The 25,044-nt window shown below is 67.9% G+C and carries 25 protein-coding genes; 12 read left to right on the top strand and 13 right to left on the bottom strand.

Going from position 1 to position 25,044, the window contains the following annotated elements; translation table 11 throughout:
* Nucleotides 1-42 precede the first annotated feature (42 nt).
* The 4 genes from ABL843_RS12760 (at nucleotide 43) to ABL843_RS12745 (ending at nucleotide 4,381) form a co-directional block, all read left to right on the top strand.
* Entirely contained in the window at nucleotides 43-1,023 is a 981-nt protein-coding gene (locus tag ABL843_RS12760) for a helix-turn-helix domain-containing protein (RefSeq protein WP_418120113.1), read from the top strand.
* A 62-nt stretch (nucleotides 1,024-1,085) separates the two neighbouring features.
* The gene (locus ABL843_RS12755; RefSeq protein WP_418120112.1) at nucleotides 1,086-1,562 is read left to right on the top strand and encodes a MarR family winged helix-turn-helix transcriptional regulator; all 477 of its coding nucleotides are present in this window, start codon (nucleotides 1,086-1,088) and stop codon (nucleotides 1,560-1,562) included.
* 123 nt (nucleotides 1,563-1,685) lie between these two features.
* Nucleotides 1,686-2,708, top strand: a complete 1,023-nt coding sequence (locus tag ABL843_RS12750; RefSeq protein WP_418120111.1) for an alpha/beta fold hydrolase — start codon at nucleotides 1,686-1,688, stop codon at nucleotides 2,706-2,708.
* Between the two features lie 113 nt (nucleotides 2,709-2,821).
* Complete coding sequence (locus tag ABL843_RS12745; protein ID WP_418120110.1) at nucleotides 2,822-4,381, top strand: cation:proton antiporter; 1,560 nt, start codon at nucleotides 2,822-2,824, stop codon at nucleotides 4,379-4,381.
* A 131-nt stretch (nucleotides 4,382-4,512) separates the two neighbouring features.
* On the opposite strand, the gene ilvB is transcribed toward ABL843_RS12745, so the two are convergent.
* Complete coding sequence (gene ilvB / locus ABL843_RS12740; RefSeq protein ID WP_418120109.1) at nucleotides 4,513-6,306, bottom strand: biosynthetic-type acetolactate synthase large subunit; 1,794 nt, start codon at nucleotides 6,304-6,306, stop codon at nucleotides 4,513-4,515.
* 65 nt (nucleotides 6,307-6,371) lie between these two features.
* Between ilvB and ABL843_RS12735 the strand changes: the two genes are divergently transcribed.
* Nucleotides 6,372-6,866, top strand: coding sequence for an Lrp/AsnC family transcriptional regulator (locus ABL843_RS12735; RefSeq protein ID WP_184641982.1), 495 nt, complete (start codon nucleotides 6,372-6,374; stop codon nucleotides 6,864-6,866).
* Nucleotides 6,867-6,887: 21 nt separating this feature from the next.
* Here ABL843_RS12735 and ABL843_RS12730 read toward each other — a convergent pair whose 3' ends face one another.
* Nucleotides 6,888-7,904, bottom strand: coding sequence for an OmpA family protein (locus ABL843_RS12730; RefSeq protein ID WP_418120108.1), 1,017 nt, complete (start codon nucleotides 7,902-7,904; stop codon nucleotides 6,888-6,890).
* Nucleotides 7,905-8,297: 393 nt separating this feature from the next.
* On the opposite strand from ABL843_RS12730, the gene ABL843_RS12725 reads away from it, so the two are divergent.
* The gene (locus ABL843_RS12725) at nucleotides 8,298-10,211 is read left to right on the top strand and encodes an ATP-binding protein (RefSeq protein ID WP_418120107.1); all 1,914 of its coding nucleotides are present in this window, start codon (nucleotides 8,298-8,300) and stop codon (nucleotides 10,209-10,211) included.
* A 4-nt stretch (nucleotides 10,212-10,215) separates the two neighbouring features.
* Here the strand turns inward: ABL843_RS12725 and ABL843_RS12720 are convergent, their stop codons facing one another.
* A complete protein-coding gene (locus ABL843_RS12720) occupies nucleotides 10,216-11,109 on the bottom strand; it encodes a LysR family transcriptional regulator (RefSeq protein WP_369658512.1) in 894 nt (297 codons plus the stop codon).
* An 89-nt stretch (nucleotides 11,110-11,198) separates the two neighbouring features.
* Here ABL843_RS12720 and ABL843_RS12715 point away from each other — a divergent pair, with 89 nt between their 5' ends.
* Entirely contained in the window at nucleotides 11,199-11,978 is a 780-nt protein-coding gene (locus tag ABL843_RS12715) for an NAD(P)H-dependent oxidoreductase (protein ID WP_418120106.1), read from the top strand.
* Nucleotides 11,979-11,985: 7 nt separating this feature from the next.
* On the opposite strand, the gene ABL843_RS12710 is transcribed toward ABL843_RS12715, so the two are convergent.
* The 4 genes from ABL843_RS12710 to ABL843_RS12695 all read right to left on the bottom strand — a co-directional run bounded on the left by ABL843_RS12710 (nucleotide 11,986) and on the right by ABL843_RS12695 (nucleotide 16,922).
* A complete protein-coding gene (locus ABL843_RS12710) occupies nucleotides 11,986-14,079 on the bottom strand; it encodes an alpha/beta hydrolase domain-containing protein (RefSeq protein ID WP_418120105.1) in 2,094 nt (697 codons plus the stop codon).
* A 73-nt stretch (nucleotides 14,080-14,152) separates the two neighbouring features.
* On the bottom strand, nucleotides 14,153-15,118 hold the full coding sequence (locus ABL843_RS12705; RefSeq protein WP_126018648.1) for a Bug family tripartite tricarboxylate transporter substrate binding protein: 966 nt from the start codon (nucleotides 15,116-15,118) through the stop codon (nucleotides 14,153-14,155).
* A 50-nt stretch (nucleotides 15,119-15,168) separates the two neighbouring features.
* On the bottom strand, nucleotides 15,169-15,534 hold the full coding sequence (locus tag ABL843_RS12700; protein ID WP_184641976.1) for a hypothetical protein: 366 nt from the start codon (nucleotides 15,532-15,534) through the stop codon (nucleotides 15,169-15,171).
* Complete coding sequence (locus ABL843_RS12695) at nucleotides 15,531-16,922, bottom strand: acyclic terpene utilization AtuA family protein (protein ID WP_184641975.1); 1,392 nt, start codon at nucleotides 16,920-16,922, stop codon at nucleotides 15,531-15,533. Before ABL843_RS12695 ends, ABL843_RS12700 begins: the two co-directional genes overlap by 4 nt.
* Before the next feature lie 109 nt (nucleotides 16,923-17,031).
* Between ABL843_RS12695 and ABL843_RS12690 the strand changes: the two genes are divergently transcribed.
* The gene (locus ABL843_RS12690) at nucleotides 17,032-17,949 is read left to right on the top strand and encodes a LysR family transcriptional regulator (protein ID WP_369658516.1); all 918 of its coding nucleotides are present in this window, start codon (nucleotides 17,032-17,034) and stop codon (nucleotides 17,947-17,949) included.
* A gap of 46 nt (nucleotides 17,950-17,995) precedes the next feature.
* Here ABL843_RS12690 and ABL843_RS12685 read toward each other — a convergent pair whose 3' ends face one another.
* The 3 genes from ABL843_RS12685 to ABL843_RS12675 all read right to left on the bottom strand — a co-directional run bounded on the left by ABL843_RS12685 (nucleotide 17,996) and on the right by ABL843_RS12675 (nucleotide 20,245).
* Nucleotides 17,996-18,772 carry an FABP family protein gene (locus ABL843_RS12685; RefSeq protein ID WP_418120104.1) on the bottom strand — a complete coding sequence of 259 codons (777 nt, stop codon included), beginning with the start codon at nucleotides 18,770-18,772 and terminating at the stop codon, nucleotides 17,996-17,998.
* Nucleotides 18,773-18,854: 82 nt separating this feature from the next.
* Complete coding sequence (locus ABL843_RS12680) at nucleotides 18,855-19,838, bottom strand: Bug family tripartite tricarboxylate transporter substrate binding protein (RefSeq protein WP_418120103.1); 984 nt, start codon at nucleotides 19,836-19,838, stop codon at nucleotides 18,855-18,857.
* A gap of 2 nt (nucleotides 19,839-19,840) precedes the next feature.
* Complete coding sequence (locus ABL843_RS12675; RefSeq protein ID WP_418120102.1) at nucleotides 19,841-20,245, bottom strand: winged helix-turn-helix transcriptional regulator; 405 nt, start codon at nucleotides 20,243-20,245, stop codon at nucleotides 19,841-19,843.
* A gap of 108 nt (nucleotides 20,246-20,353) precedes the next feature.
* Here ABL843_RS12675 and ABL843_RS12670 point away from each other — a divergent pair, with 108 nt between their 5' ends.
* The 3 genes from ABL843_RS12670 to ABL843_RS12660 all read left to right on the top strand — a co-directional run bounded on the left by ABL843_RS12670 (nucleotide 20,354) and on the right by ABL843_RS12660 (nucleotide 21,849).
* Complete coding sequence (locus ABL843_RS12670; protein WP_418120101.1) at nucleotides 20,354-20,671, top strand: DMT family transporter; 318 nt, start codon at nucleotides 20,354-20,356, stop codon at nucleotides 20,669-20,671.
* A 20-nt stretch (nucleotides 20,672-20,691) separates the two neighbouring features.
* Nucleotides 20,692-21,324, top strand: a complete 633-nt coding sequence (locus ABL843_RS12665) for an FMN-dependent NADH-azoreductase (RefSeq protein ID WP_418120100.1) — start codon at nucleotides 20,692-20,694, stop codon at nucleotides 21,322-21,324.
* Nucleotides 21,325-21,459: 135 nt separating this feature from the next.
* Nucleotides 21,460-21,849, top strand: a complete 390-nt coding sequence (locus ABL843_RS12660; protein ID WP_126018631.1) for a DUF427 domain-containing protein — start codon at nucleotides 21,460-21,462, stop codon at nucleotides 21,847-21,849.
* Between the two features lie 105 nt (nucleotides 21,850-21,954).
* On the opposite strand, the gene ABL843_RS12655 is transcribed toward ABL843_RS12660, so the two are convergent.
* From ABL843_RS12655 to ABL843_RS12645, 3 genes are all read right to left on the bottom strand, one after another.
* On the bottom strand, nucleotides 21,955-22,335 hold the full coding sequence (locus ABL843_RS12655) for a helicase SNF2 (RefSeq protein WP_126020343.1): 381 nt from the start codon (nucleotides 22,333-22,335) through the stop codon (nucleotides 21,955-21,957).
* Between the two features lie 243 nt (nucleotides 22,336-22,578).
* Complete coding sequence (locus ABL843_RS12650; RefSeq protein WP_418120099.1) at nucleotides 22,579-23,343, bottom strand: phosphotransferase; 765 nt, start codon at nucleotides 23,341-23,343, stop codon at nucleotides 22,579-22,581.
* 119 nt (nucleotides 23,344-23,462) lie between these two features.
* Entirely contained in the window at nucleotides 23,463-23,933 is a 471-nt protein-coding gene (locus tag ABL843_RS12645) for a cupredoxin domain-containing protein (RefSeq protein ID WP_418120098.1), read from the bottom strand.
* A gap of 202 nt (nucleotides 23,934-24,135) precedes the next feature.
* Between ABL843_RS12645 and ABL843_RS12640 the strand changes: the two genes are divergently transcribed.
* Nucleotides 24,136-24,990, top strand: coding sequence for a hypothetical protein (locus ABL843_RS12640; RefSeq protein ID WP_418120097.1), 855 nt, complete (start codon nucleotides 24,136-24,138; stop codon nucleotides 24,988-24,990).
* The last annotated feature ends 54 nt before the right edge of the window (nucleotides 24,991-25,044 follow it).

Genomic DNA, 25,044 nt, shown 5'->3' with positions numbered 1-25,044 from the left:
GCCTGGCACGAAGCATGCGCATCGGCGGCAGGAAACACAGCCATGCACCACGACACAGCAGCAGCCTCCGACCTGAGCTTCGCGCCATGCTTCCGTCCGTTCTACATGGGCGACGTGCAGGGCTACTCGAATGCGCTCGACTCGCTGGTGTACCCCGGCGAGCTCAGCGTGCGGGACAGCAACCCGCGCATGAGCCTGGAGGCCTGCCGGCTCGTGGGCGGCGGGCTGGCGATCAGCTTCGCCTCCACGCCGCTGGCGGTTCGCCATGACACGGCGCTGGCTTCCATCGGCGGCGCGGGCGATGTGCTCGCGATGATCGCGGTCGAGGGCGAAGGCAACATCGAGCAGGGCGGGCGCTGCATGCCTTTCCGCAAGGGCGACATCACCTTCCGCACCACGCGGCTTCCTTCGGCCTGCACACTGACCACGCCCGGCAGGCTGGTGGTGCTGCGGGTGCCATCGGACCGGTTCTTCGGCATCTACGCCGATCTGCACGACCGCTTCGTGCCTTCGATCTCGCGGGCGGATTCGCGCCTGGCCGAGGCGGCCCGTGTGCACATGGGGCATGTGTTTCCGGGCAATGCGCAGGCGTTGCCGGCACTGGCGTACTTCTCCGAGCAGTCCTTCGTCTCGCTGCTGGCTGCGGCCTATTGCGAATCGGTGGACGAAGACGCGGCCGACGGCAAGCACCGCGAGCGCGACCGCTGGCAGCGGCTGGTGGCCTTCATCGAGGCGCACCTGGGCGATCCGGAACTCTCGGTCGATGCGGTATCGAGGGAGCTCGGCATCTCGAGGCGGCTCACGCATCGGCTCTTCGAGACGCAGCGCACGCAATATGGCGCGTACCTGCGCATGCGCCGCCTGGAGCGCGCGAAAGACGATCTGCGGAACAGGCGGCTCGACCATTTGAGCGTGGCCCAGATCGCCTATCGCAACGGCTTCGGCGACGCGAGCCATTTCAGCCGAAGCTTCAGGGACCGGTTCGGCGTGCCTCCTGGAGGCCTGCGCAAGTCGCCAGCCTGAGAAATCGTCCGGCCGATAAATATTGCTTGCCATTAGATCGCATGCGATCTAATATTCGCGCCATGCCTGCCAAGCGCATCACCGCCCCATCCACCGAAGCCCCGGCGAGCAATGCGCTGGCGCTGGACGAGCAGCTCTGCTTCGCCGTCTACTCGACGATGCTGAGCCTCAACAAGGTGTACCGCGGCCTGCTGCGCGATCTCGATCTCACTTACCTGCAGTACCTCGTCATGCTCGTGCTGTGGGAGAAGGACGAGATCAACGTCTCCGAGATCTGCACGCGCCTGGCGCTCGAAACCACCACCCTCACCCCCCTGCTCAAGCGGCTCGAAGCGCGTGGACTCATCCAGCGCGTGCGTTCGCCCAAGGACGAGCGGCAGGTCATCGTGTCGCTCACGGCCGATGGGCGCGCATTGCGCGCCAAGGCACAGGGGCTGCCGGGCTGCGTGGCGCAGGCCATGGAGCTCTCCCCCGAACAGATCGGCGAACTGCGCACCCAGTTGCTGGGCCTGCGCACAAGCCTCGACAGGAACGCGTGATGCACAGCAGCTTCGCCGTTCCTGCTTTTTCAAGACAAATACATCGCATGCGATATTAATTCATACGATATTTACCGCGCCGCACCACTTCACCACTCGACCTGCCAGCAAAAGGAAAGCACCATGACCGAACAATGCACCCACACCATCGACTCCACCGCTCCCACCCGCCGCAGCCTGCTGCTGGGCGGAGCCTCCGTCGCAGCCGGCGCCCTCGTGGGCACCGGCTTCTCCAGCGCGGCATCCGCCGCATCCGCCGCCGCGCCCGCATCGGGCGCGGCCAACGCCTCTTCGAAAGGAAAGCAAACCATGAGCAAGAACATCATCGTCACCAAGGACGGCACCGAGCTCTATTACAAGGACTGGGGCCCCAGCACCGGCCAGCCCGTCGTGTTCAGCCACGGCTGGCCGCTGAACTCCGACAGCTGGGAATCGCAGATGCTCTTCCTCGCATCGCAGGGCTTCCGCACCGTGGCGCACGACCGCCGCGGCCACGGCCGCTCCAGCCAGCCGTGGAACGGCAACGACATGGACACCTACGCCGACGACCTCGCCACCGTCATCGAGACGCTGGACCTGAAGAACGCGATCCTGGTCGGCTTCTCGACCGGCGGCGGCGAGGTGGCTCGCTACATCGGCCGCCACGGCACGAAGCGCGTGGCCAAGGCGGCCCTGATCTCCGCCGTGCCGCCGCAGATGCTGAAGACCGCCGCCAACCCCGGCGGCCTGCCGATCGAAGTGTTCGACGGCCTGCGCGCCGCGCAGCTGGCGAACCGCTCGCAGTTCTACAAGGACGTGCCCTCGGGCCCCTTCTTCGGCTTCAACCGCCCCGGCGCGAAGGTGTCGCAGGGCCTCATCGACTCGTGGTGGGCACAGGGCATGATGGGCGGCCACAAGAACACCTACGACTCGATCAAGGCCTTCTCGGAAACCGACTTCACCGAAGACCTGAAGAAGTTCGACGTGCCCACGCTCATCGTGCACGGCGACGACGACCAGATCGTGCCGATCGGCGCCGCCGGCCTGGCCTCGGCCAAGCTGGTGAAGAACAACAAGCTGATCGTCTACCCCGGCGCGCCGCACGGCCTGACCGACACGCACAAGGACAAGTTCAACGCCGACCTGCTGGCGTTCGTCAAGTCCTGATGCGCTGATACGTTGACGAGGAAGGGGCCCGCGCGGGCCCCTTTCTCTTTTGCCGGGCGCGACAACCCGACCTCTTAGTATTCGGGGCAAACAACACCAAGACCGAGGCCCCGATGGACGTCTTCGAGAACGTGCTCGTCATGCTGATCGCCGCCTGCCTGCTGCTGCAGCTCTCTCGGCGTCTTGCACTGCCCTACCCGTCGATGCTGGCGCTGGCCGGCGTGTGCCTGGGCGCCATGCCCTGGGTGCCGCACGTGAACCTCGATCCGCACCTGGCGCTCGCGCTCTTCATCGCGCCCGCCCTGCTCGACTCGGCCTTCGACACCTCGCCGCGCGAGCTGCGGCGCAACTGGATGTCGCTGGTCTCGCTGGTGCTGGTGGCGGTGCTGCTGACCACCGCCGTGGTCGCGTGGGCCGGTTGGGCTTTCGCGGGGCTGCCGCTGGCTGCGGCGATCACGCTCGGCGCCATCGTCGCGCCGCCCGACGCGGTGGCCGCGGCAGCGGTGATGCAGCAGTTCCGCATTCCGCGGCGCACGCTGTCGCTCATCAACGGCGAGAGCCTGCTCAACGACGCGGTGGCGCTGCTGGTGTTCGGCGTGGCGGTGTCGGCAGCCGGCGCCGCTCACGTGCCGATGACGAGCTCGCTGCCGATGCTGCTGGTGGCGGTGCCGGGCGGCGCGCTCGTGGGTTTCGCCTTCGCCAAGCTCAATCTCCATTTCGGCGCGCCGCTCTTCGCGGGCACGCGCTCGGCCATCATCTTCCAGTTCGTGATGACTTTCGGCGCGTGGATCGTGGCCGAGCGGCTGCACCTGTCGCCCATCATCTCGGTGGTGGCCTTCGGCATGACGCTGGGCCAGTTCGCGCCGAAGCGCCATGCACCCCGCGACCGCGTGCATTCCTACGCGGTGTGGGGCGCGGTGGTGTTCACGCTCAACGTGCTGGCCTTCTTCCTCATGGGACTGCAGGCGCGCGGCATCATCACGCGCCTGTCGGGGCCGCAGCTGGCGCATGCGCTGGAGTTCGCGGTCCTCGTGCTGGTGCTGGTCATCGCGGTGCGGGTGGCGTGGGTGCTGATCTATGGCGCGGCGATGCGCCGGTACAAGCTGCGGCTGATCGCGCGCGGACGCAAGGTTGCGCTGCCCTCCAAGCGCATCAGCCTGCTGGTCGGCTGGTCGGGCATGCGCGGGCTGGTCACGCTGGCCACCGCCTTCGCGCTGCCGGCGAACTTTCCGGGGCGCGATCTCATCGTGCTCAGCGCGTTCTTGGTGGTGCTGGGCACGCTGGTGATCCAGGGCTTCACCATCGGGCCGCTGATCCGCGCGCTGAAGATCGAGCCCGACGACTCGCTGGACAGGGAACTCTCGCTCGCCCGCACCGCGATGATGGATGCGGCGCTCGCCGCCATCGAAGCCGAGGACGGGCGCGAGGCCGACGCCGTGCGCGACGAATACCGCGCCGCGCGCGCCCTCGCGCAGGACCAGCGCCAGCCGCAGGCCAAGACCGCGCACGACCGGCTGCGCGCCGTGGCCATCCGCGCGCAGCGGGAGGCGCTCGACTCGCTGCGCCGCGCCGGCGAGATCGAGGACGACGCCTACCACCAGCTCGAGGAGGAGATGGACTGGGCCGAACTCAGCGCCATTCCGGCGAACGACGTGCGGCTGCAGAGCGTCTGACGCGCACTGCTCCCTCTCCCCTCGGGGAGGGGGTTGGGGTGAGGCATCGGCCTCGACGCCAAGGCCGCGCCTCATCGATGGCACAGCGCCCTCACCCTGGCCCTCTCCCAGAGGGAGAGGGGACAAGACTTTCAGACCTCCTCGTACCACCGGTCCTTCGCCAGCATCACCCGGTGGTGCCCATGCCCCGAGGGCATCATCGGAAAGCAGTTTTCCTGCGCTTCGACCTGCACGTCGAGGAAGAACGGGCCCTCGCTCGCGAGGCATTTGGCCAAAGCATCCTCCAGCTCCGCCGGGTCGCTCACCCGCCGCGCACCCCAGCCGAAGGCCTTGGCCAGCGCCACGAAGTCGGGCAGCGCCTCGTTCCAGCTGTGGCTCAGGCGGTTGCCGTGGTTCAGCTCCTGCCACTGGCGCACCATGCCCATGTAGCCGTTGTTGCTCAGCACCAGCTTCACCGGCACGCGGTGCTGCACCGCCGTCGAAAGCTCCTGGATGTTCATCAGCACCGAGGCGTCGCCGCTCACGCACACGGTCAGCGCGCCGGGGTGGCCGATCTGCGCGCCGATGGCGGCGGGCAGCCCGTAGCCCATGGTGCCGACACCGCCCGAGGTGAGCCAGCGGCGCGGGCTGTCGAAGCGCAGGTATTGCGCGGCCCACATCTGGTGCTGGCCCACGTCGGTCGACACGATGGCGTCGCGCCCGGCGAGCCCGGCGATGGCGCGCTGCAGCGAAGACATCAGCTGCTGCGGCAGGATCGAGCCGGCCTTCGGCTCGAAGGCCAGGCAGTCGACGGCGCGCCAGCGTTCGATGCGCTCCCACCACGGCGCCAGGCGCTCGGGCGCAAAGCCCTCGGCGGGCAGCAGCGCGAGCAGGCTTTCCAGGATCGCGGCGCAGTCGCCCACCATCGGCACGTCCACGCGCACCACCTTGTTGATGCTGCCGGGGTCGATGTCGATGTGGATCTTGCGGGCGTGCGGGCAGAACTCGTCGAGCTTGCCGGTCACGCGGTCGTCGAAGCGCGCGCCGACGCACACCACCAGGTCGGCCTCGTGCATCGCGAGGTTGGCTTCGAGCATGCCGTGCATGCCCAGCATGCCGATGAACTTCGGGTCCGACGCCGGGAACGCGCCCAGCCCCATCAGCGTGAGCGTGCACGGCGCATGCATCAGGTTCACCAGCTTCGTGAAGGCCTCGCAGGCCGCCGGCCCCGAATTGACCAGCCCGCCGCCGCCATAGATGACGGGTCGGCGCGCGGTGGAAAGCAGGTCGGCCGCGCGCTGCACCATGGCCTTCGGCGGCAAGGCGGTACGGCTGGTGCGCAGGGCGCGCAGCGGGGCGGGCTCGGGGGCACGGCCCAGGCGTTGGAGCTGGATGTCCTTCGGCACGTCCAGCAGCACGGGTCCGGGGCGGCCGGTGGAAGCGATCTCCAGCGCGCGGCGCACCAGCGCGGGCACGTCGTCGGCGGCACGGACCTGGCGGTTCCACTTCGTCACCGGGCGCGACATGCCCAGCGCATCGCTTTCCTGGAACGCCTGCGTACCGATGACGGCGGTGGCGACCTGCCCGCTGATGCACAGCACCGGCACCGAATCGCTCATCGCGTCCAGCAGCCCGGTGATGGTGTTGCCCACGCCCGGCCCCGAGGTGACCAGCACCACGCCCACGCGGCCGGTGCTGCGCGCATAGCCCTCGGCCGCGTGCACGGCCGCCTGCTCGTGGCGCACCAGCACGTGGCGCAGCCGGGGCTCGCCGTGCAGCGCGTCGTACAGCGGCAGCGCCGCCCCGCCGGGGTAGCCGAAGATGGTGTCCACGCCGCACTCGACCAGGGTGTCGAGCAGTGCTTCGGCGCCGTTGCGGATGCGAACCGGCGTCGTGTCGGGGTGAAGGGACGGGGAGGACGTGGGGGGTAGGTCGAGCAGTCGCATGCCGTCAATTCTTCCGTTTCGGGCGCAGAATATGCATCTTTCTTTTGGCCCTTTAAGCTCGATTCATGAAAACCAATCGGCAAACACCGAGCGACAGCGAAGGATCTTTCGACAAGACCGACCTGGCGATCCTGCGGGTGCTCCTGCTCGACTCGCGCAAGACCCTGCAGGAGATCGGCAACGAGGTCGGCCTCTCGCCCACCAGCTGCTGGACACGCATCAAGAAACTGGAGGCCACGGGCGTCATCAAGCGCTACACGGTGGACGTCGACCCGGCCAAGCTGGGCTATCACGACTCGGTGATCGTGCAGGTGACGCTCGAGAGCCACACCGACGAGACGCTCTACGACTTCGGCCGTACGCTCGCCACCATTCCGGAGATCCAGGAGGCCTACCTGGTCTCGGGCGACTACGACTACTACATCCGCATCGCGGTGCGCGACACGCGCGACTACGAGCGGCTGCTGCGAGAGAAGCTCTACAAGATCCCGGGCATCCGCCACAGCAAGTCGCACTTCGTGCTGCGGGTGCTGAAGGAAGCGAGCGTGCCCATCATCTGAGGCACGCCGCCGTGGCCGGGCTCAGAGCCGGATCAGTTCCACCCGGCGGTTCTTCGCCCGCCCCGCCTCGCTGTCGTTGGGCGCCACCGGCTCCGAGGCGCCCGCGCCGCGGGTGGTGAAGCGGCGCGGATCGACGCCGGCCTTCACGAGTACCGAGATCACCGCCAGCGCGCGGCGCTTCGAAAGATCGTCGTTGTGCTTCGCCTCGCCCTGCGCGTCGGTGTGGCCGACCACCGAGAGCTTCAGCGGCGGGTTGTTGCGCATCAGCTTGGTCATCTCGTCGAGGGTGGGCTGCGACTCGGGGCGGATCACGTCCTTGTCGAGGTCGAACAGGATGCCGTAGAGATTGACACGCCCCGTCTCCGCCAGGCTCTTCTGCATGGCCGTGGCGTCGAGGAACACGATCTTGTTCTCCTCCATCGGCTTGCTCTCCACCACGCGCACGAAGGCATGGTTGCCGACCTCGGCGTTGTGCTCGGCCAGCGCGATGCTGGCGTAGACGGTGCCCGAGGGGCCGGTCTTCCGCGCGAGCAGATAGCGCCCGCTCACTGCGAAATAGTTGCGCGCATAGTCGCCCCGGCTGCCCAGGCGCGGCCATTCGGGCTGGTCGAAGGCCAGCGCGAAGTCGTAGGGCGTGGTGGTGTCCACGCTGCCGTCGCGCGGCTTGTAGCACGAGCCATTGGCGGTGCCGCAGCTGAACACGATCTCGAAGCCCTTGGCCTTGAGGCTGGACTCGTAGTTGCGCTGCACTTCCAGCAGCGAGCGCTCCTTGGGCAGCCTGTATAGATAGAGCGTGACCTTGCCCTCCACCTTGAGCAGGTCGGGCTTGCCGCCGCCCCAGTTCTGGAACGGCTCCTTGATCAGGCCGACCTCGTCGTAGGCGGCGGCCTTGTACCCGTCGAGCACCGAGCCTTCGTAGCGGCCGACGAGGGGGTTGTCCTTGGCCGGCTCGGCGGCGAAGGAGCCTGCGGAAGCCGAGATCAGCAGCGCGCGTGCGGCCAGGCGGGCAACGAGAACCATGAAGGCGGACTGTTTCATCGGCGGGCCTGGAAGATGAATGGAGGCGGAAAGCGGCGTCCTTTCCATGCTAGGCAATGCCGCCGTCGCTGTGCATTCGACGGACGGCCTATGCCGCGCACCACCCGTCGGACACCCCGCCGGGCACCCGTTGTGCACGGCCCCGGCTCGCGGCCCGCCCCGGGTCGCGGCCGTGTTAGAGGTCGTAATCGCGCGCGTATTCGACGGGGAACATAATCGCGCCCGTCTCGCGAGGGCGGGATCCGGGCTCCACGGCCCGAAGCCGCAACGCAGCGATTTCGGGCCGGTGCAAATCACAAAGAAGCGACTTCCAAGGCAGAGCGATCTATGAGGCTTGGCAGCAAGAGCTGTTGGCGAATCGGCAGGCGGATCGCAAAGCTTTTGCTGGCCGCCGTGCCGGTACTCCTGTCTAGCGCACAAGCCGCCGAGACGGCAGCACGGCAGTCGCCCCAGGACGGCGAGGCCCTCCACATCACCCGGGCCGAGTTGCTTTCCGTGCCGGGCCGCGGCTACACCGCGCCTCCGCGCGACGCGCAGGAAGCGGCGCTGCCCGAAAAGGGCTGGAGGAAGGTCAGCCTCCCGCACACGGTGGGACGCGAGCTGGTGCCCGACGAAGGCAGCGGCGCACGCACCGTGACCGACTGGTACCGCATCGACCTGTCCGGAAGGGCTTCGGTGCGCGAGCCTCAGCTGCTCTATCTCCCGCGCTGGAAGACACTGGGCCACATCGCGGTGTACGGCGACGGCACCCTGCTCTACCAGTCGCATGGCAGCCCCATCCACAACGGCTACAACCATCCGCTGCTGCTGCCGCTGAACCCGACCGCCGACACGCCGCCGCCGAAGACCGTGCTGATCCGCATCGACCGCCTGCGCAACAGCGGCAGCGGCTTCTCCACCGTCTGGGTGGGCAGCGAAGAGTCGCTGAGCTGGCGCTACCAGATCCGCCAGCTGCTGCAGGTGCAGTTGCCTTTCATGGGCAGCGCCGCCTTCCTCGCGGTCGGCGCCTTCGCTTTCGCGGTCTGGGTAGGCCGTCGGCGCGAGCTGCTCTACCTGCTGTTCTTCGCCATCTCGGCGCTCGCCTTCTTCAGGACGCTGCACTACTACGCGGGCGGCAGCTACATACCGATCTCGGACGAATGGTTCGAATGGATGACCGTCTCCAGCCTGCTCTGGCTGGTGATCCTCATCCACCTCTTCCTGCAGCGCCTGCACCAGCAGCCCTCGGTGTGGCTCACCCGCATCGCGGTCACGCTGGCCGTGGCCTGCAGCGTCTCGACGGTGCCGCACCTGTCGTCGAAGATCGTCAGCCTGTACCTGTTCACGCCGCTGCTCAACCTGGCGGTACTGCCCGTGGCGGTGCTGATCTTCACCGTCAACCTGCGCAAGTCGCTGGGCACACAGCAGACCGAGGGGCGGCTGGTGGCGGTCTGGACGGTGTTCGCGCTCGCGCTCACTTCCTACGACGGGCTGCTGCAGAACAACCTGGTGAGCCCGGAGAGCGTGTACATGTCGCCCTACGCCATCATCAGCCTGTTCTTCGTCTTCTCGTACATCATGTTCCAGCGCTACACCGGCGCCTTCGCCGAGGTGGGCCGGCTCAACCGGGGGCTGGCGCTGCGGCTGAAGGAGCGCGAGGCCGAACTGGAGCAGAGCTACCAGCGCCTTCGCGCGAGCGAGAACCAGCACATGCTCAGCGCCGAGCGCCGCCGCCTGATGCAGGACATGCACGACGGGCTGGGCTCATCGCTGATCAGCGCGATCCGCTCGGTGGAGCGCGGCGCCATGACGGAGGCCGAGATCTCCCACGTGCTCAAGGGCTGCATGGAAGACCTGCGGCTGGTGATCGACTCCATGGAAAGCGTCGACGCCGACCTGCTGCTGCTGCTGGCGACCATGCGTTTCCGCCTCGCGCCGCGCATCGAGAGCGCCGGCATCACGCTCCAGTGGGAAGTGCAGCCCGTGCCCGCCCTCGACTGGCTGGACCCGGATGGCGCGCTGCACATCCTGCGCATCGTGCAGGAGTGCGTGGCCAACGTGCTGCGCCACACGCGCGCGACCACCATCTGCGTGAGCACCACCGTTGTGGACGAAGGCGTGTGCGTGATCGTCGAAGACAACGGCGGCGGCTTCGACGTGAGCGAAGCCCTGCGGCGCGGCGGCCGCGGCCTGCGCAACCAGCAGCGTCGCGCGCAGGAAATCGGGGGCACCGTGAGCTGGGAGGCCGGCGCCGCAGGAACTCGCTTCGTGCTCTGGCTCCCGCTGGAGCGCACGGCCGGGGCCGGCAGGGTCCTGGGCGTGGCCTGACGGCTCAGAGACTCGACGCGATCTGCTCGCGCAGCCACCGGTGCGCAGGATCGCGATGCCGGCGCTCGTGCCAGAGCATCGCCATTTCGTAGCCCGGCACCTCCAGCGGCGCCTCGACCACGCTCAGCCCGGGTGCGCTGCGCGCCAGCCGCTCGGGCAGCATCGCGACCATGTCGGTGCCGGCCACCGCCGACATCATGAAGAGAAAGTGCGGCACCGACAGCACCACGCGGCGCGCCAGGCCCCTCTCGGCCAGCGCCTCGTCGGTGGGCCCCGCGAAGCCTCCGCCGGCCAGCGACACCACCACGTGCTCCAGCGCGCAGAACTGGGCCAGCGTCGGCCGGCGCTTCAGGCGCGGATGGCCGGCTCGACCGACGAGCACATAGCGCTCGTTGAAGAGCACCCGCGCGTGCAGGCCCGGCGGCGCGCCCACGCTGGTGTGGAAGAACAGGTCGATCTCGCCGCTCTCCAGCTGCCGCGCCATGCGCGAAGGCACGGCCTCCACCACCGCCAGCCGCGTGTTCGGCGCCGCGGCGCGCAGCCCGGCCAGCGACGGCAGCAGGATGGCCGACTCGGCATAGTCGGCCGCGGCGACGCGCCAGGTGGTGCTGGCCTCGGCCGGCTCGAAGGGCCGCGTCGGCGCCACCGCGCGGCCCAACGCCTCCAGCGCTTCGCGCAGCGGCTCGCGCAGTTCGTCGGCCCGCGCGGTGGGCCGCATGCCGCGCTGCGCGGGCAGCAGCAGCGGATCGCCGAATACCTCCCGCAGCTTGGCGAGCTGCACGCTCACCGAGGGCTGCGACAGGTTCAGCCGCTCGGCCGCGCGGGTGACGTTGCGTTCGGCCAGCAGGGTGTCGAGCGTGACCAGCAGGTTCAGGTCGAGGCGGCTGAAATTGTTCATGGCAATTCCTGGAATTCAGACTATTCATTTCCAATATATCGCCACGACACCTAACCTGAGGGCATCTCCACTCGAACCTTCCAGAAATCATGAACGTCCTGCTCGTACTCGCCCATCCGGAAAGCGCCTCGCTCAACGGCGCACTGCACCGCTTCATGGTCGACCGCCTCACGGCCGCCGGCCACACGGTGCGCGTGTCCGACCTCTATGCCATGCGCTGGAAACCCGCGCTCGACGCCGACGACTTTCCCGCGCGCGACACCGCCGCGCGCTTCGACCCCGCCCTCGATTCGCAGCAGGCCTTCCAGGCCGGCACGCAGACCGCCGACATCACCGCCGAGCAGGAAAAGCTGCTCTGGGCCGACGCGGTGGTGCTGCAGTTCCCGCTTTGGTGGTACTCGATGCCCGCCATCCTCAAGGGCTGGATCGAGCGCATCTACGCCTACGGCTTCGCATACGGCGTCGGCGAGCACTCCGACACCCACTGGGGCGACCGCTTCGGCGAAGGCGTCATGGCCGGCAAGCGCGCCATGCTGGTCGTAACCACCGGCGGCTGGGCCTCGCACTACGCGCCGCGCGGCATCAACGGGCCGATGGACGACCTGCTCTTCCCGATCCACCACGGCATCCTCTACTACCCCGGCTTCGACGTGCTGCCGCCCTACGTGGTGCACCGTACCCACAAGGTCGACCAGGCCGCGTATGCGCGCATCACGCAGGAACTGGGCGAGCGGCTCGACACGCTCTTCACCGCCGAGCCGATTCCGTTCCGTCGCCAGAATGCCGGCGACTACGAGATCCCCGCGCTCACCCTGCGCGAGCACATCGCGCCGGGCAAGACGGGCTTCGCGGCGCACACCGCCGGCTGAGCCAGCCTCAGGGCAGCACCGGATTCGCCACCGCGTTCGCGATGGCCGCATCGGCATCCACGCGCAGCATGAAGCGCTTCGCCACCAGGTCGTTGGCGGCCGCCGTCACCGCGGCCACGTAGCCGGCCTGGTCGGTGTAGCGCTCCTGCAGCGAGGGGCGCGGATCGGCGCCGCGCAGGGCGGCCGTCTTGGCGAACGGGAAGTACGAGCCGAACAGGCCCGCCTGGTCGATGCGGCCCGGCACGCCCGTGTAGTTCCAGCCGGTGTTCGTGCCCAGCGGCACGGCCACGTCGAGGCTGCGGATGCCGGCGAGGTCGTTGCCGTCGGTGTCCACCTGCGGCACCAGGATCGCGTAGTCGCGGCCCAGGTAGGCCGGCGGCACCTGGGTTGCGATGCCGCTCTCGTCCTGCGGGCGGTAGCTGGGGCCCCAGTCGAGCAGCGAGTAGTTGTTGACCAGGCCCGTGTAGCTCACGCCAGGAATGGCCGGGAACTTGACCTGCTGCGGCCGCACGAGTGTGGCGTCGGCGATCTTCGGCACCTGGCTGTCGGGCGGCGTCGTGCCCTTGACGACCCAGTCTTCCAGGTTCTGGTACAGCGCGCGCACCACCGGGATCACGCCGGCATTGCCGTTGGTCGCGTAGAGCGCGCCGGCGCTCGAGCCCGGCAGCGAGGCCAGGCCCAGCAGATGGTGCGTGCTCGCGTAGTAGTAGACGCGGGCGTTCGCGGGCTGCACGAGGTCGGTGGTGCCCCAGGCGTCGGTCAGCAGCGGCGAGCCCTGCAGCACGTAGAACTCGGTGCCGCTGAAGCCGATGAAGAGCTTCGGGCAGGTGCCGCTGGCCTCGCAGCGCGACAGGATGCCGCCACGGCGCTGGGCCACGTCGTCCACGTAGTCCTTCGAGAGCCCGCGCGTGCCGGCCTGCCCGAAGGCCGTGTGGTCGGCACGCACGCCGCCGCCGCCGCCCGGGATCGAGAAGCGCATGTTGATGTTGGTCTGCCGCGCCGCGATCTGCGCGAACACGCCGTCGAACACCTTCCGGCCCGCGCGGTCCTCGTTGAAGCCCAGGTGCACGAAGGTCTTCATGAAGTTGCCGCACTGCGAGACGCCGGAGGCGATCGTGTTCTTGATCGCCGCGGCCACCGGGTTCGCCGTGCCGGATGAGTCGCTCGCGTCGCGGTGGAAGAAGCTGATCATGTCGCGCAGCGCCGCGAGGCCCAGGCCCATGACCTTCGGGTCCTTCGCGACGTAGACCAGCTCGTACAGGTAGGCCGGGTCCCACTTGTCCTTCAGGCACACGTTCGTCTCGTCGGGCGTGCCCGGGAATGGCGTGGCGGCGCTGCACTTGGCGAACTTCCAGTCGCTCGCGGGAATGAGCTGGCGCGCATCGCCTTCGTTGATGCGGCGCGTGAGCACGTAGCCGGGCTTCGTGTTGTCCAGGCTGGCGGTCGGGTAGGCCTGCATCGCCGCGTTGAACGGACCGCCCGGAAGCGGCAGCGAATCGTTGGTGGCCGCGGTGGGCAGCAGTTCGGCGCGGTAGGTGCCGGTGATGCTGCTGCCGTCGGCATTCTTCGCGACGGGCACCTTCAGCGTGAGCTTGCCGGCTGCCGCCGGCACGTCGCCCTGCCATGCGGCCGTGAGGAACACGTAGCCGCGCGAGGCGAAGTACGGATCGAGGTTCACGATGTTGCCGCGATTCGGCGCGTCGTAGCGCAGCACGCCGCTGGCCTTGCTCATGTCCTTGGGCTTGAAGAGCACGAAGTCGGAGGTGTACTCGACCTTGCCGTTGGCATTGAGCGGCGCGAGCTGCAGGTCCTGGATGATCGCGTTGCGCGCGTCCTTGGGGTCGACCTCGCCGGTGAAGGTGCCGGTGATCTTCTCGTAGGCACCGACGCTGCCGAAGGTGCCCGCCACGTCTTCCGTCGCGGTGATGGCGAGCTTGTATTTCGGCGCCGTGGCGGCCGCGGGCGGCGTGGTGGCAGGCGGCGTGCCGGTGGACGGCGGCAGCAGCAGGCCGCCCCCTCCTCCTCCGCTTCCGCCGCAGGCGCTCAGAAGAAAAAGGGCGGCCGAAGCCACCGTGGCAGCCCCGAGGCTCCAGCGTTTCATGGTTTGTCTCCTTCGTTGTGGGTCTTTGTCTGCGTGCGGCGCCGATCCCCGCTACGGCGTGCGGGCCGTCAGATCACTCGGCCTCGATGCCGGCCGCCTTCACGATGCGGCCCCATTTCTGCGACTCGCCGGCCTGGAACTTCGCCAGTTCCTCGGGCGAGCTGGTGAACACCTCCGTGCCGGTCGGCTCGTAGAACGCGGTCTTCGCGGCTTCGCTCTTCGCGGCCTTCACCAGCAGCTCGTTGAGCCGCTTGACCACGGCCGGCGGCGTCTTCGCGGGCGCGTAGGCGGCGAACCAGTAGCCCATCTCGTAGCCCTTCACTCCCGCCTCGGCGATGGTGGGCACGTCGGGCGCGAGCGCCGAGCGCGTGGAGCTGGAGAAGCCCAGCGCGCGCAGCTTGCCGGCCTTGACCTGCGGCAGGCCGGTGGCGGTGTCGGTGATCATCATGTTGATCTGCCCGCCCAGCAGGTCGGTCACGGCGAGCGTGTTGCTCTTGTAAGGCACATGCAGCAGCCTGATGTCGGCCATCTGCTGCAGCAGCTCGCCCGCCATGCGGCTCGATGAACTGCCGCTGCCGAAGCTGTACTTGCCCGGCTCCTTCTTGGCGAGCGCGATGAACTCGGCCACGCTCTTCGCGGGGAAGCTGGGGTTCACCACCATGATCTGGCCGCCCTTGCCGAGCGCGGCGACAGGCGCGAAATCCTTCACCGGGTCATAGGGCAGCTTCTTGAACAGGTGCTCGTTGGCGGCGTGCGTGGTGTTGGTGGTGATGAGCACCGTGTAGCCGTCGGCCGGCGCCTTCGCCACGCTCTGCGAGGCGATGAAGCCGCTGGCGCCCGCCTTGTTGTCGATGACCACGGCCTGCTTCGTTTCGGCGGTGATCTGCGTGCCGAGCGCGCGCGCGATCTGGTCGGTGGCGGTGCCCGCCGCGAAGGGCACGACGAAAGTGATGGGCTTCTCGGGGAAAGTCTGTGCGTGGCCAGGCAGCGATGCCACCACCATGGCGGCCGTCAGCGCGGCGAGGGGGAACAGCTTCATTGTTTTGTCTCCGTATGGGTCAGATGAAAAAAGAAAGGGGAAGGTCTTTGCTACGGCCCCGCCAGCAGCGGCTCGAATTCGCGCGGCACGCGCACCGGCATGTCGAGCAGCAGGAAGGAAAGCGCCTTGCCGTGCGCATCGAGGTTCAACGCGTCGTTGACGCCGCCATCGAGCACCGCGTCGAGCACGAAATTCATCGCACCGAGCTTCGGCAGCAGGAAGCGCTGCACCTGTGAGGGCGAACGGTGGTGGAACTGCGCCGCCACGCGCTCGGGCGTGAGTTGCTCGACCAGCATGGGATACAGCTGCGCATGCCAGGCGATGACGCTGATGTTGGAGCGGTCGCCCTTGTCGCCAGTGCGGCCGTGGGCGGCGCGGTACAGCGGCACTTCGATGGTGTCTGCCGTGTTCGTCATGCCAGTTCCTCCTGCGAGAGCAGCTCGAAGCGCACCGGTATCGCCTCGCGCGGCAGCAGGCACGACAGCGTATTGAGCCGCGGCGTGAGCGCGGTGCGCACGCCGCCGCCGCCCGCCGGGCCGCAGGTGTAGAGCGCCATCACCTCGCGCGCCAGCCGCTCGGCTTGCGCGCGCTCGGTGTGCGAGGCCGCGACGCGCAGGCGCACGTCGCGCAGGCCGGCATCGGGCGTGTCCGCCAGCGCGCGGCCGGCGTCGTCGCCGAAGATGCTCAGCGCGCCGATGAGGTCCACGCGCAGCGAGAGGCCGTCGAGGCGCTTTCTCAGCACCTCCGCCGCGAGCCGCGCACGGGCCTCGGCACGCGGGCCGGCATAGGAGATCTCGCCCTCGGCCAGCCAGCCGCCTTCATGGCACACGTTGACCTTGTAGCGCTCAGGCCGCGCATGGCCGCGCACGCCCGAGAGCGCCACTCGCTCGATGCCGTCGAACGCGTGCACCTCGGCCTCCGAGATGTCGGCGACCACGTCGGGGGTCAGGTAGGCGGCCGGGTCGTGCACCTCGTAGAGCAGTTGCTCCTTCACCGTCGCCTCGCTCACGAGGCCGCCGGTGCCGTCGGCCTTGCCGATGGTGCAGCGGCCTTCGGCGTCGATCTCGGCGATGGGGAACCCGACGGACTCCAGGCCGGGCACGTCCTTGTAGCCCGGATCGGCGAAGTAGCCGCCGCACACCTGCGCGCCGCATTCGAGCAGATGGCCCGCCATGGTCGCGCGGGCGAGCCTGTTCCAGTCGTCGGCGCGCCAGCCGAAGTGCGACATGGCCGGGCCGACCGTGAGCGACGGATCGGCCACGCGGCCGCACACCACGATCTGCGCGCCCGCGTCGAGCGCGGCGGCGATGGGCTCGGCACCGATGTACGCATTGGCGCTGACCACGCGCAGGCCTTCCATCCGTGCGCCCAAAGCTTCCTGGAACATCGCGCGATGCTCGGGCCCCGACAGGTCGTCGCCCTCCACCACCGCGATGCGCGGCGCGCTCGCGCCCAACTCGCGCGCCATGCGTGCGATATGCCGGGCAGCGGCGCGCGGATTCGCTGCGCCGAAGTTGCTCACGATGCGGATGCCGTGCGCCAGGCAGCGCGCCAGCACGGGCCGCAGCATGGGGTCGAGCAGCGGCTCGTAGCCCGCCTCGGGGTTGTCGCGCCGGCGCAGCTGGGCCAGCGCGAGCGTGCGTTCGGCCAGCGTCTCGAAGATCAGGAAGGCGCGCCGGCCTTCGGGCCCTGCGGCCAGCCGCGCGATCAGCGTGTCGACCACCGGTCCGGCGGCGTCGGTGCGGTCGCCCGAGAAGCCTGCGGCGCAGCCGATCAGCAGCGTTGGCGTGTCTATGGGATTCATCGCCGTGCACTGTAGGCAGCGTGTTCTCATCCGTAAAATCGAAAATACGGATCGATTGATCTGCTTTTCAAATAAGAAGCCAGCTACCGGCACCAGAGACAGGACAGACATGCGAAAGACGCCCGACCTCTCCACGCGCCAGTTGCGCGCCTTTCTCGCGCTGGCCGAGCACCGCAACTTCACGCGCGCGGCGCAGGGCAGCCATCTCTCGCAGCCCGCCTTCAGCGCGCTGATCCGCACGCTCGAAGACGCCGTCGGCACGCGCCTGTTCGATCGCGACACGCGCAGCGTGCAGCTCACGCCCGAAGGCCGGCTGTTCGAAAGCTCGGCTCGCCGGCTGCTCGACGACATGGGCAGCGCCATGGACGACCTTGCCGATCACGTGGAGCGCCGCAAGGGCCGTGTGCGCGTGGCCGCCCTGCCCTCGCTCGCGGCCGGCTGGCTGCCCGCCGTCTTCGCCGAGTTCATGCAGGCGTGGCCCGGCATCCGCGTCGACCTGGACGATGCGCTGTCGGACGCCTGCATCGCGCTCGTGCGCAGCGGCCAGGCCGACTTCGCGCTCGCCGCCTCGGGCGCGGGCGGCACGGCCGACAGCGACCTGCGCGCGAGCAGGCTGTGCACCGACCGCTTCCATCTCGTGTGCCGCGCCGACCACCCGCTCGCGCACGAACCGCGCCTGACGCTGAAGAAGATCGCGCCGCACCCGTTCATCCAGATGACGCGCAACAGCAGCGTGCGCCAGGCGCTCGACGCGGCGCTGCATCCGCAGCGGCTGAACTCGGTGTTCGAGGTGGAACACCTCGCCACGGTGATGGGGCTCATCGAAGCCGGCCTGGGCATCAGCGTGGTGCCCGCGCTCACGCTCTTCCACTTCCAGCGCGAAACGCTGGTGACGCGGCCGCTGCCGCTGCCTTCGCTCACACGCACGCTCTACCTGGTGCAGCGGCGCGAGGGCAGCCTGTCGGTGGCGGCGCAGACGCTGCACGACCTCATCGTGGAGCGGCTCGGGTCGCTGCGGCTGGACTGAAGGCGGGCGAGCGCTGCTCGCCGCCTCAGGAGAAATCGAAAACGGTTCAGGCTGGTTCGGTGCCAGCCTCGGTGCCCGTTCCTGTCGCCTTGTCCGTTGCCTTCCCGGTCGCCGCCACCGCCTCCACTGCGGCTTCCACCACCGACTCCACCGCGGCCTCCGCCTGCGCCTTCATCGCGGCGAGCGCGGTCGGGTTCGGCGTGGGCTCGCCGATCTTGCGCATCGTGTTGCGGTCGGTGTGGCTGAAGGGCTCGGGCTTGCCGAGCACCTCGAGCACCGTTTCGAGCTCGTACGACCAGCTGCCGTCGTCGTGCACCGTCACCTCGATGCCGTAGCGCAGCGTCTTGAACGCATGCTGCAGAAAGGGGTTGTCCACGATGCCGTTGTTCTCGCTGCCGCGCACGGCTTCGAGCCTGAAGCTGCGGTCATCGGCCTTCGCACGGCCGGTGGCCATGGCGGTGAGGCCACGCGGAATGGTGAGCGTCTGGATCAGCGCGCCGGTGGAGGGCTCCCAGAGCCAGTAGCCGACCTGGTCATGGAAGGTCTCCACGTCGTCGGGCTTGACGATGCGCAGGTGATAGCGCAGGCCGTAGAAGATCTGCGGGCCGTTGGTCTGCGCATCGATGGGCTGGAACTCCGCGTGCTCGATGTAGGCCTCGGCCTCGGGGCCGTCCTCCTTCGGGCTCACGTCGTGGCCGGCCGAGCCGGTCCAGATGCCGGCCAGCGCGGTGAGCGGGCCCAGGTTGGCGAGCGTGTTCGGATCGGGTTCCGGCTCTGTGTAAATGTCGCGCGGGAATTGCGTCGCGGGTTGCTGCTGTTCCATGTTCTTCTCTCCTCGAAGGGGCTTGCTGTATGGGGCAGGAGTGTCGCTCATCAACCTTCGGCTTCCCTGACTCGCCTGCCGCTCACTGGTCGAGCCGGATGCCGACCTTCGCGATGATCGCGCCCCACTTGCGCCCCTCGGCATCGATGAAGGCCCTGAACTCCTCGGGCGAACCGCCGCCCGCCACCAGCCCCTGGTTGGCCAGAAGTTCGCGCACCGCGGGCTCCTGCAGCACGGCATTGACGTCGGCGTTGATGCGCTGCACCACTTCGGGCGGCGTGCCGGCAGCGGTGAAAAGGCCGTTCCAGGCCAGCGATTCGAATCCGGGGTAGCCCGACTCGGCCACGGTCGGCAGGTCTTTCATGAGCTCGGAGCGCTTCGCGCTCGTGATGGCGATGAGCTTCACGCGCTGCCCCTGGATCAGCGGCAGCAGCGCGGGCGCCACCGTGAACAGCGCCTGCGTGTCGCCGGCCGCGAGCGAGAGACCGGCCGGCGGCGAGCCAGAGTACGGCACGTGCACCGCCTCGATGTGCGTCGCGCTGCGAAACAGCTCCATGGTGAGGTGCGACGAACTGCCCGCGCCCACCGACGCGTAGCTGAACCTGTTGCCGCGCTTCTTCGCCCATTCGACGAACTCGGGCAGCGTGTTCGCGGGGTTGTCGGCCTGCACCGCGAGCACATTGGGCTGCGAGGTGGTGAGCACGATCGGGATGAGATCGCGCGCCGGCGCATAGGGCATGCGGGCGTACATGTAGGGTCCGAAGGCGATCGGCCCGTTGAAGCCGATGCCCAGCGTGTAGCCGTCGTGCGGCGCCTTGGCCACGGTGTCCATGCCGATCAGGCCGCCGGCGCCGGCCTTGGTCTCGATCACCACGGGCTGCTTCCACGTCACGCGCAGGCGGTCGGCGAGCGTGCGGGCGATCAGGTCGAGCGAGCTGCCGGCCGGCGCGGGCACGATCACGCGCACCGGCTTCGAGGGCCATGCCTGTTGCTGCTGCGCCCATGCGCCCGCCGAGAGAGCGGCGGCGAACAGAAAGACGGCAAGGGCGGGGAGCGGGTTCTTCATCTTCACTTTCTCGCCTCCTGCCGCGCGGCATCGATCTGCGCATGATTGGCCTCGGCCCATCGGTCGACCGCGATCAGCGTCCTGCTCAGCGACAGGCCCAGAGGGCTCAGCCTGTAATCGACGTGCGGCGGCACGGTCTGGTGGTCCTCGCGCAGCACCAGCCCGTTGAGCTCCAGGTCGCGCAGGGTCTGCGTGAGCATCTTCTGCGAGATGCCGCCCACCTTGCGCAGCAGTTCGTTGTTGCGCTGCGGCTTGCCGCGCAGCAGCGGAATCAGCAGCAGCGCCCACTTGTTGGCGATGAGTTCCAGGACGCGGCGCGAGGGGCAGTCCGCGCTCCACACGTCGGCGGAGGCTGCCTCGGTTTCTGCCTCCGCCTCTGCCACATCCAGGTTCTTCTTCGACGGCATCTTTGAATTTCCCAGGTTACCAGAAGGTGCGTACTTGTAGCTCGGTGCCCGGGCCGGAATTATCCGGTTCCTCTTTTCAGCAACCAACGACAACGAAGGAGTTTTTTCATGGGTTGGATGTTTCTGCTGGCAGCGGGCCTGCTCGAGATCGCGATGGCCGCCGCGCTCAAGCAATCGGAAGACTGGTCGCGGCTCGTGCCCTCGGTGGTCGGCGTGCTGACCGCGCTGCTCAGCATCTACCTGCTGGCACGGGCGCTGCGCTACCTGCCGCTGGGGCCGGCCTACGCGATCTGGACCGGCATCGGCTCGGTGGGCGTCGTGCTCATGGGCGTGCTCTTCTTCGGCGAAGCGCTCTCCGCCGCGCGGCTTGCATGCATCTCAATGGTGATCGGCGGCACCGTGGGCCTGCGCCTGGTCAATGGGTGATGCGGAAAGGAAACACAATCGTGACTACACGCATCCTGCACATCGAGGCATCACCTTCCGGCGAGAGATCGCGCTCCGCGGATACGGCGCGTTACTTCCTTCAGCAACATCGGGCGCTGCATCCCGAGGTGGAAGTCGAGACATTGCGCCTCTGGGACCTGGACCTGCCCGCCTTCGACGCCACGACGATCGAAGCCAAGTTCGCGGTGCTGCGCTCCACCAGTGCCACCGAGGACCAGAGGCGCCGCTGGCAGAGCGCCGTGCAGTTCGCGCGCGCCTTCAATGCCGCGGACAAATACGTCTTCAGCCTTCCGATGTGGAACTTCGGCATTCCTTACATACTGAAGCACTACATCGATATCGTTACCTTGCCCGGCGAGAACTGGCTTTGGACGCCCCAGGAAGGCTATAGCGGACTGCTGCACGGCAAGCGTGCAGCCCTCGTTTATTCGAGCGCGGGCGACTATCCGGTAGGCATGCCGTCGCACGATAAGGATTTCCAGAAACCGTATATGCGCGCCTGGCTCGGCTTCCTCGGAATCCACGACGTTGCCGAGATAGCGGCGGCACCGACGCTCGCATCGCCGCAGGCTGTCGCGGCCTCTCTGGCCCGGGCGCGAAATGAAGCCGAAAGGCTTGCAGAGCGCTTCTGACGGGCATTCGGCCTTTAACCACGTCGGGAATGGGCTGATTTTCGGGGGACTTCAAATCGACATCCGGTCGCGGCAATATGCGCATCCCCCGATTCTTGTGTCACCCGATCTGACCTGAGGACTAAGGAGCTTTCCATGTTCGCTACAGCAGAGCGCACCATCAAGACCCCCGGCCCCGACCATCCCATCACCATCACACCGAACCCGCTGCGCGTGGTGGTGTCGGTCGATGGCTGCATCGTCGCCGATACCCGCGAGGCGCTGACAGTGCGTGAAGCCCATTTCGGCACCGTGCATTACTTCCCTCGCAAGGACGTGAAGATGTCGCTGCTGGAACGCACCTCTCACGCAACCTACTGCCCGTACAAGGGCGAGTGCAACTACTACAGCATCCCGGCCGGCGGCGAGCGTTCGGTGAATGCGGTGTGGACCTACGAGTCGCCGTACGACTCGGTCTCGCAGCTCAAGGACTACGTGGCCTTCTACCCCGATCGCGTCGGCCCGATCGAAGAGCGCGTCTACTGACCATTGCACGCGAGCACGCATCTTTCAGCAAAGCAATCAAAAGCCGGGCCCCGCTTTCGCAGGGCCCGGCTTTTTGTTTTGCGCTTCTTCCAGCGCTGGGGTCGATTACAGCGGCAGTGCGTCACCGCGGGCCGCCGCACGGGCAGCGGCACGCACGGTGGAGCGATCGAGGCCGCTGGCCAATACCGGCGCGACGCGCGAGGTCACGCCTTCGGCATACGGGTTCTCGCTGTGGGCAGCGGCCACTGCTTCGGCACGGACGGCGGCGCGGCTGGTGGTCGACGCGATCAGTTGCACGGGACCTTGGTTGGCGCCGTCTGCATACGGGTTGCCGCTGCGCGCGGCGACCACAGCCTGGCTGGCAACGTCGGCACGGCTCGCGGCCGAGGTCAGCTGATGCACGCCGTCATAGCTTTCGGCATGGGCGGCACCGGCAGCGGCCAGCAGGGCGAGGGAGATGGCGGAGAGGAGCTTCGAGGCGGTCATTTGGATTCCTTCAATTCAGTTCTTTGCATACGGGATGGTTTCGAACCGGTCTTGGGTGGGGCGCCGTCCCTCTCGGGGGCAGCCACCTCGCTCGGGGCCTGTTCATCCAGACTGGCTTGCTCGTTTGTCGTGGGCTGGTCTGTGAGATGAATTGTGAGCCTGCAGATAGGTAAAAACCCGAAGCAAAAAGAACCGCGGTGTTCATGCGGTGGAAACAATCGCCGCACCCGAAGGCGCGTTTCATCAGCCCCAGGTCAATGGGTCCAGGCGCAGATAGAAGTCGAGGCGCGCGTCGTCGGGCTCGCCGATCTCCAGGGTGTCGAACAGGCTCCTGCGCGCGGCAAGTTCGTCGTCGGGTCCGCGCCAGCTGTCGCGGGCGTTCGCAAGAAAGAGCGAGAGATCCACATACCGGTCGGCGGTGCCGAGCCGGCCGAGGTCGATGAGCCCCGTGCAGCGCAGCGTCCGCGGATCGACCATGAAGTTCGGCATGCATGCATCGCCGTGGCACACGACACGATCGCGCGCCTCCTGCGCAAGGCGCTGCGGCATCTGCATGCGCACGACTTCCAGAAGTTGCGGCGGCGGAATGTCCTGCTGGTCCGGATCCAGGAACTCCTTGTTGACCGCATTGCGCCCGACCACGTCGACAGCGCGATCGAACATCGCCGAGAGGGGGCGCGCGAAGGGGCAATCCGCTACGGGAACTTCGTGCAGCAGCCTGAGCCGCCGCGCCATGGAGGGCCACGCCCGCAGCAGCTTGTCGGCCGGCAGCTCGCTGGCCGGTATGCCCGGCACCGCGCTCATGACGAGGCAAGCGCCCTCGTGCGACGCATGCCAGTCGAGCACTTTCGCGGACCCGAGATCGAAAGGCGCGAGCCACTCGGTGCGAAGCCGCTCCCCGGCCAGCGACTCCACACCGCCGACGGAGACCTTGGCGAACACCGAGGCATCGCTGCGGCGATAGACGCTGTCGCCCGACTCTCCATGATTCACGCAGAGCCACTCCATACCGACTGGCAATGCGGGAAGAAGGAGACGGGGATCAGGAAGGGCCGATGTGGGCAGACTCATGCGAAGGAGCCTATCCAGTTCCGCCGGCCACGCGCCCAATTCCCCTATCCCGCCAACTACTGGCCGGCTTGCGCCACGTTCACCACACCCTTCATGCCCGCGTCGTAGTGCCCCGGCTGCAGGCAGCCGAAATCGACCTTCCCTGCCTTCGTGAACTGCCAGACGACTTCGCCCGTCTTGCCCGGCGCCAGCGTCACCATGTTCGGCTCGGCGTGCTCCATCTCGGGGTTCTTCATCATCGCGGCGTAGTGCGACTTCAGTTCCTGCGCGGTGCCGAGCACCAGCTCGTGCTTCAGCTTGCCCGAGTTCTTCACGACGAAGCGCACGGTCTCGCCTTTCTTGACCGTGATGTCGGCGGGCGTGAAGCGCATGCTGTCCGTCATGTCGACCTCGACCGTGCGGGTCGCCTTGGCGGCCACGCCGGGTTTGCCGATGGCGTCGCTGTGCGAGCCCGAGGCCGACGCGCCGGTGGCAGACAAAGCCAGCAGCGTTGCGAAGGCGGAGGTGGCGAGGAATGCGTGTTTCATGATTCGATGCTCCTTGAAGTGGCGATGGACGCGATGGACGATTGGCGAATGAATAAGAAAGAAGTCAGACCGACGCATCGAATTCTGGAAAGCCCATCCGGCCAGCGCCTTTCGCGCGGATTACAAGGGCGTAATCCGCGCACCCGCCCGTAAGATGGCGCCCGCCCCCTCCCGGGGCCATCCTGGAGCGAAGAAGAAAAAGATGTCCCACCCCGTCTACCTTTCCAGCTCGAAGCTGCCACGCATGCCCGAAGGCAGCCGCAACGAGTGGCGCGGCTTCTTCGGCCACGGCGGGGAACTGGAGGCCAACGCCTTCTTCCCGCTGTTCTGGCGGGCGCTCTTCAGCGAAGGCGACATCCGCCACGCACGCTTCGTCGAGGCCTACGACATCGATGACGAAGACAGCGCCATCGAACGCGAGGAGTGCCTGCAGGACTACGGCCCCGAAGCCGCCTATCCCTATCTCGTCACCGACAAGGCCACGGCGCTGTCGCGGCTCGCTGCGCGGCGCGAAGCCATCGTCGCGGCCATCGGCGAGCGATACAGGCCTCTCTACGAAGGCTTCGAGGCCTGGACCGCGCAAGGCTTCGCGGACCACATCCTGCTGCGGACCGAAGGCCTGCCCGATGCCGCCGATGCCGAGCCGTGGCTTCGCTCCGAATTGGCCCTCGTCGACAAGCTGAGCGACAGCGGCGCGCTCGCCGCGCTCATGTCCAACCTCTCGCGCCATGACACCGACCCGGTCTGGCAGCTCGCGGGCATCGGCGCCTCGCCGGACGGCCCCTGGCCCACGCCGGCGGTGAGAGCCATCTTTCCCGACCCGAGGCAGCGAGCGCCTCGCAAACAAGGAAACGCCCGGCAGGCGGAGGAACGCAAGAGCAAACCCAGGAGCTGGATCGACCCGGCGCTCGAATGGCTGGCTGTCGCGCTGTCATCGGGCGCGGCGCTGGGAACCTATGCGTTCACGCGCTCGATCTGGCTGACGCTGCTTGTCTTTCTTTGCGCGGCCATCGCACTGGGCTTCGGAGTCGCCAGACTGCGCGGGCCGAGGTCCTGATGAAGCCCGGGGAAACTATCGGAGCCGGCCACGGTCCCAGCCCGCACAAGGAGT

It is taken from the genome of Variovorax sp. 350MFTsu5.1, from assembly GCF_048302515.1.
GTDB classification, from domain to species: Bacteria; Pseudomonadota; Gammaproteobacteria; order Burkholderiales; family Burkholderiaceae_C; genus Variovorax; species Variovorax guangxiensis.
Note: the sequence above shows the minus strand (reverse complement) of the source record. Positions and strands in the feature narration are given on the sequence as shown.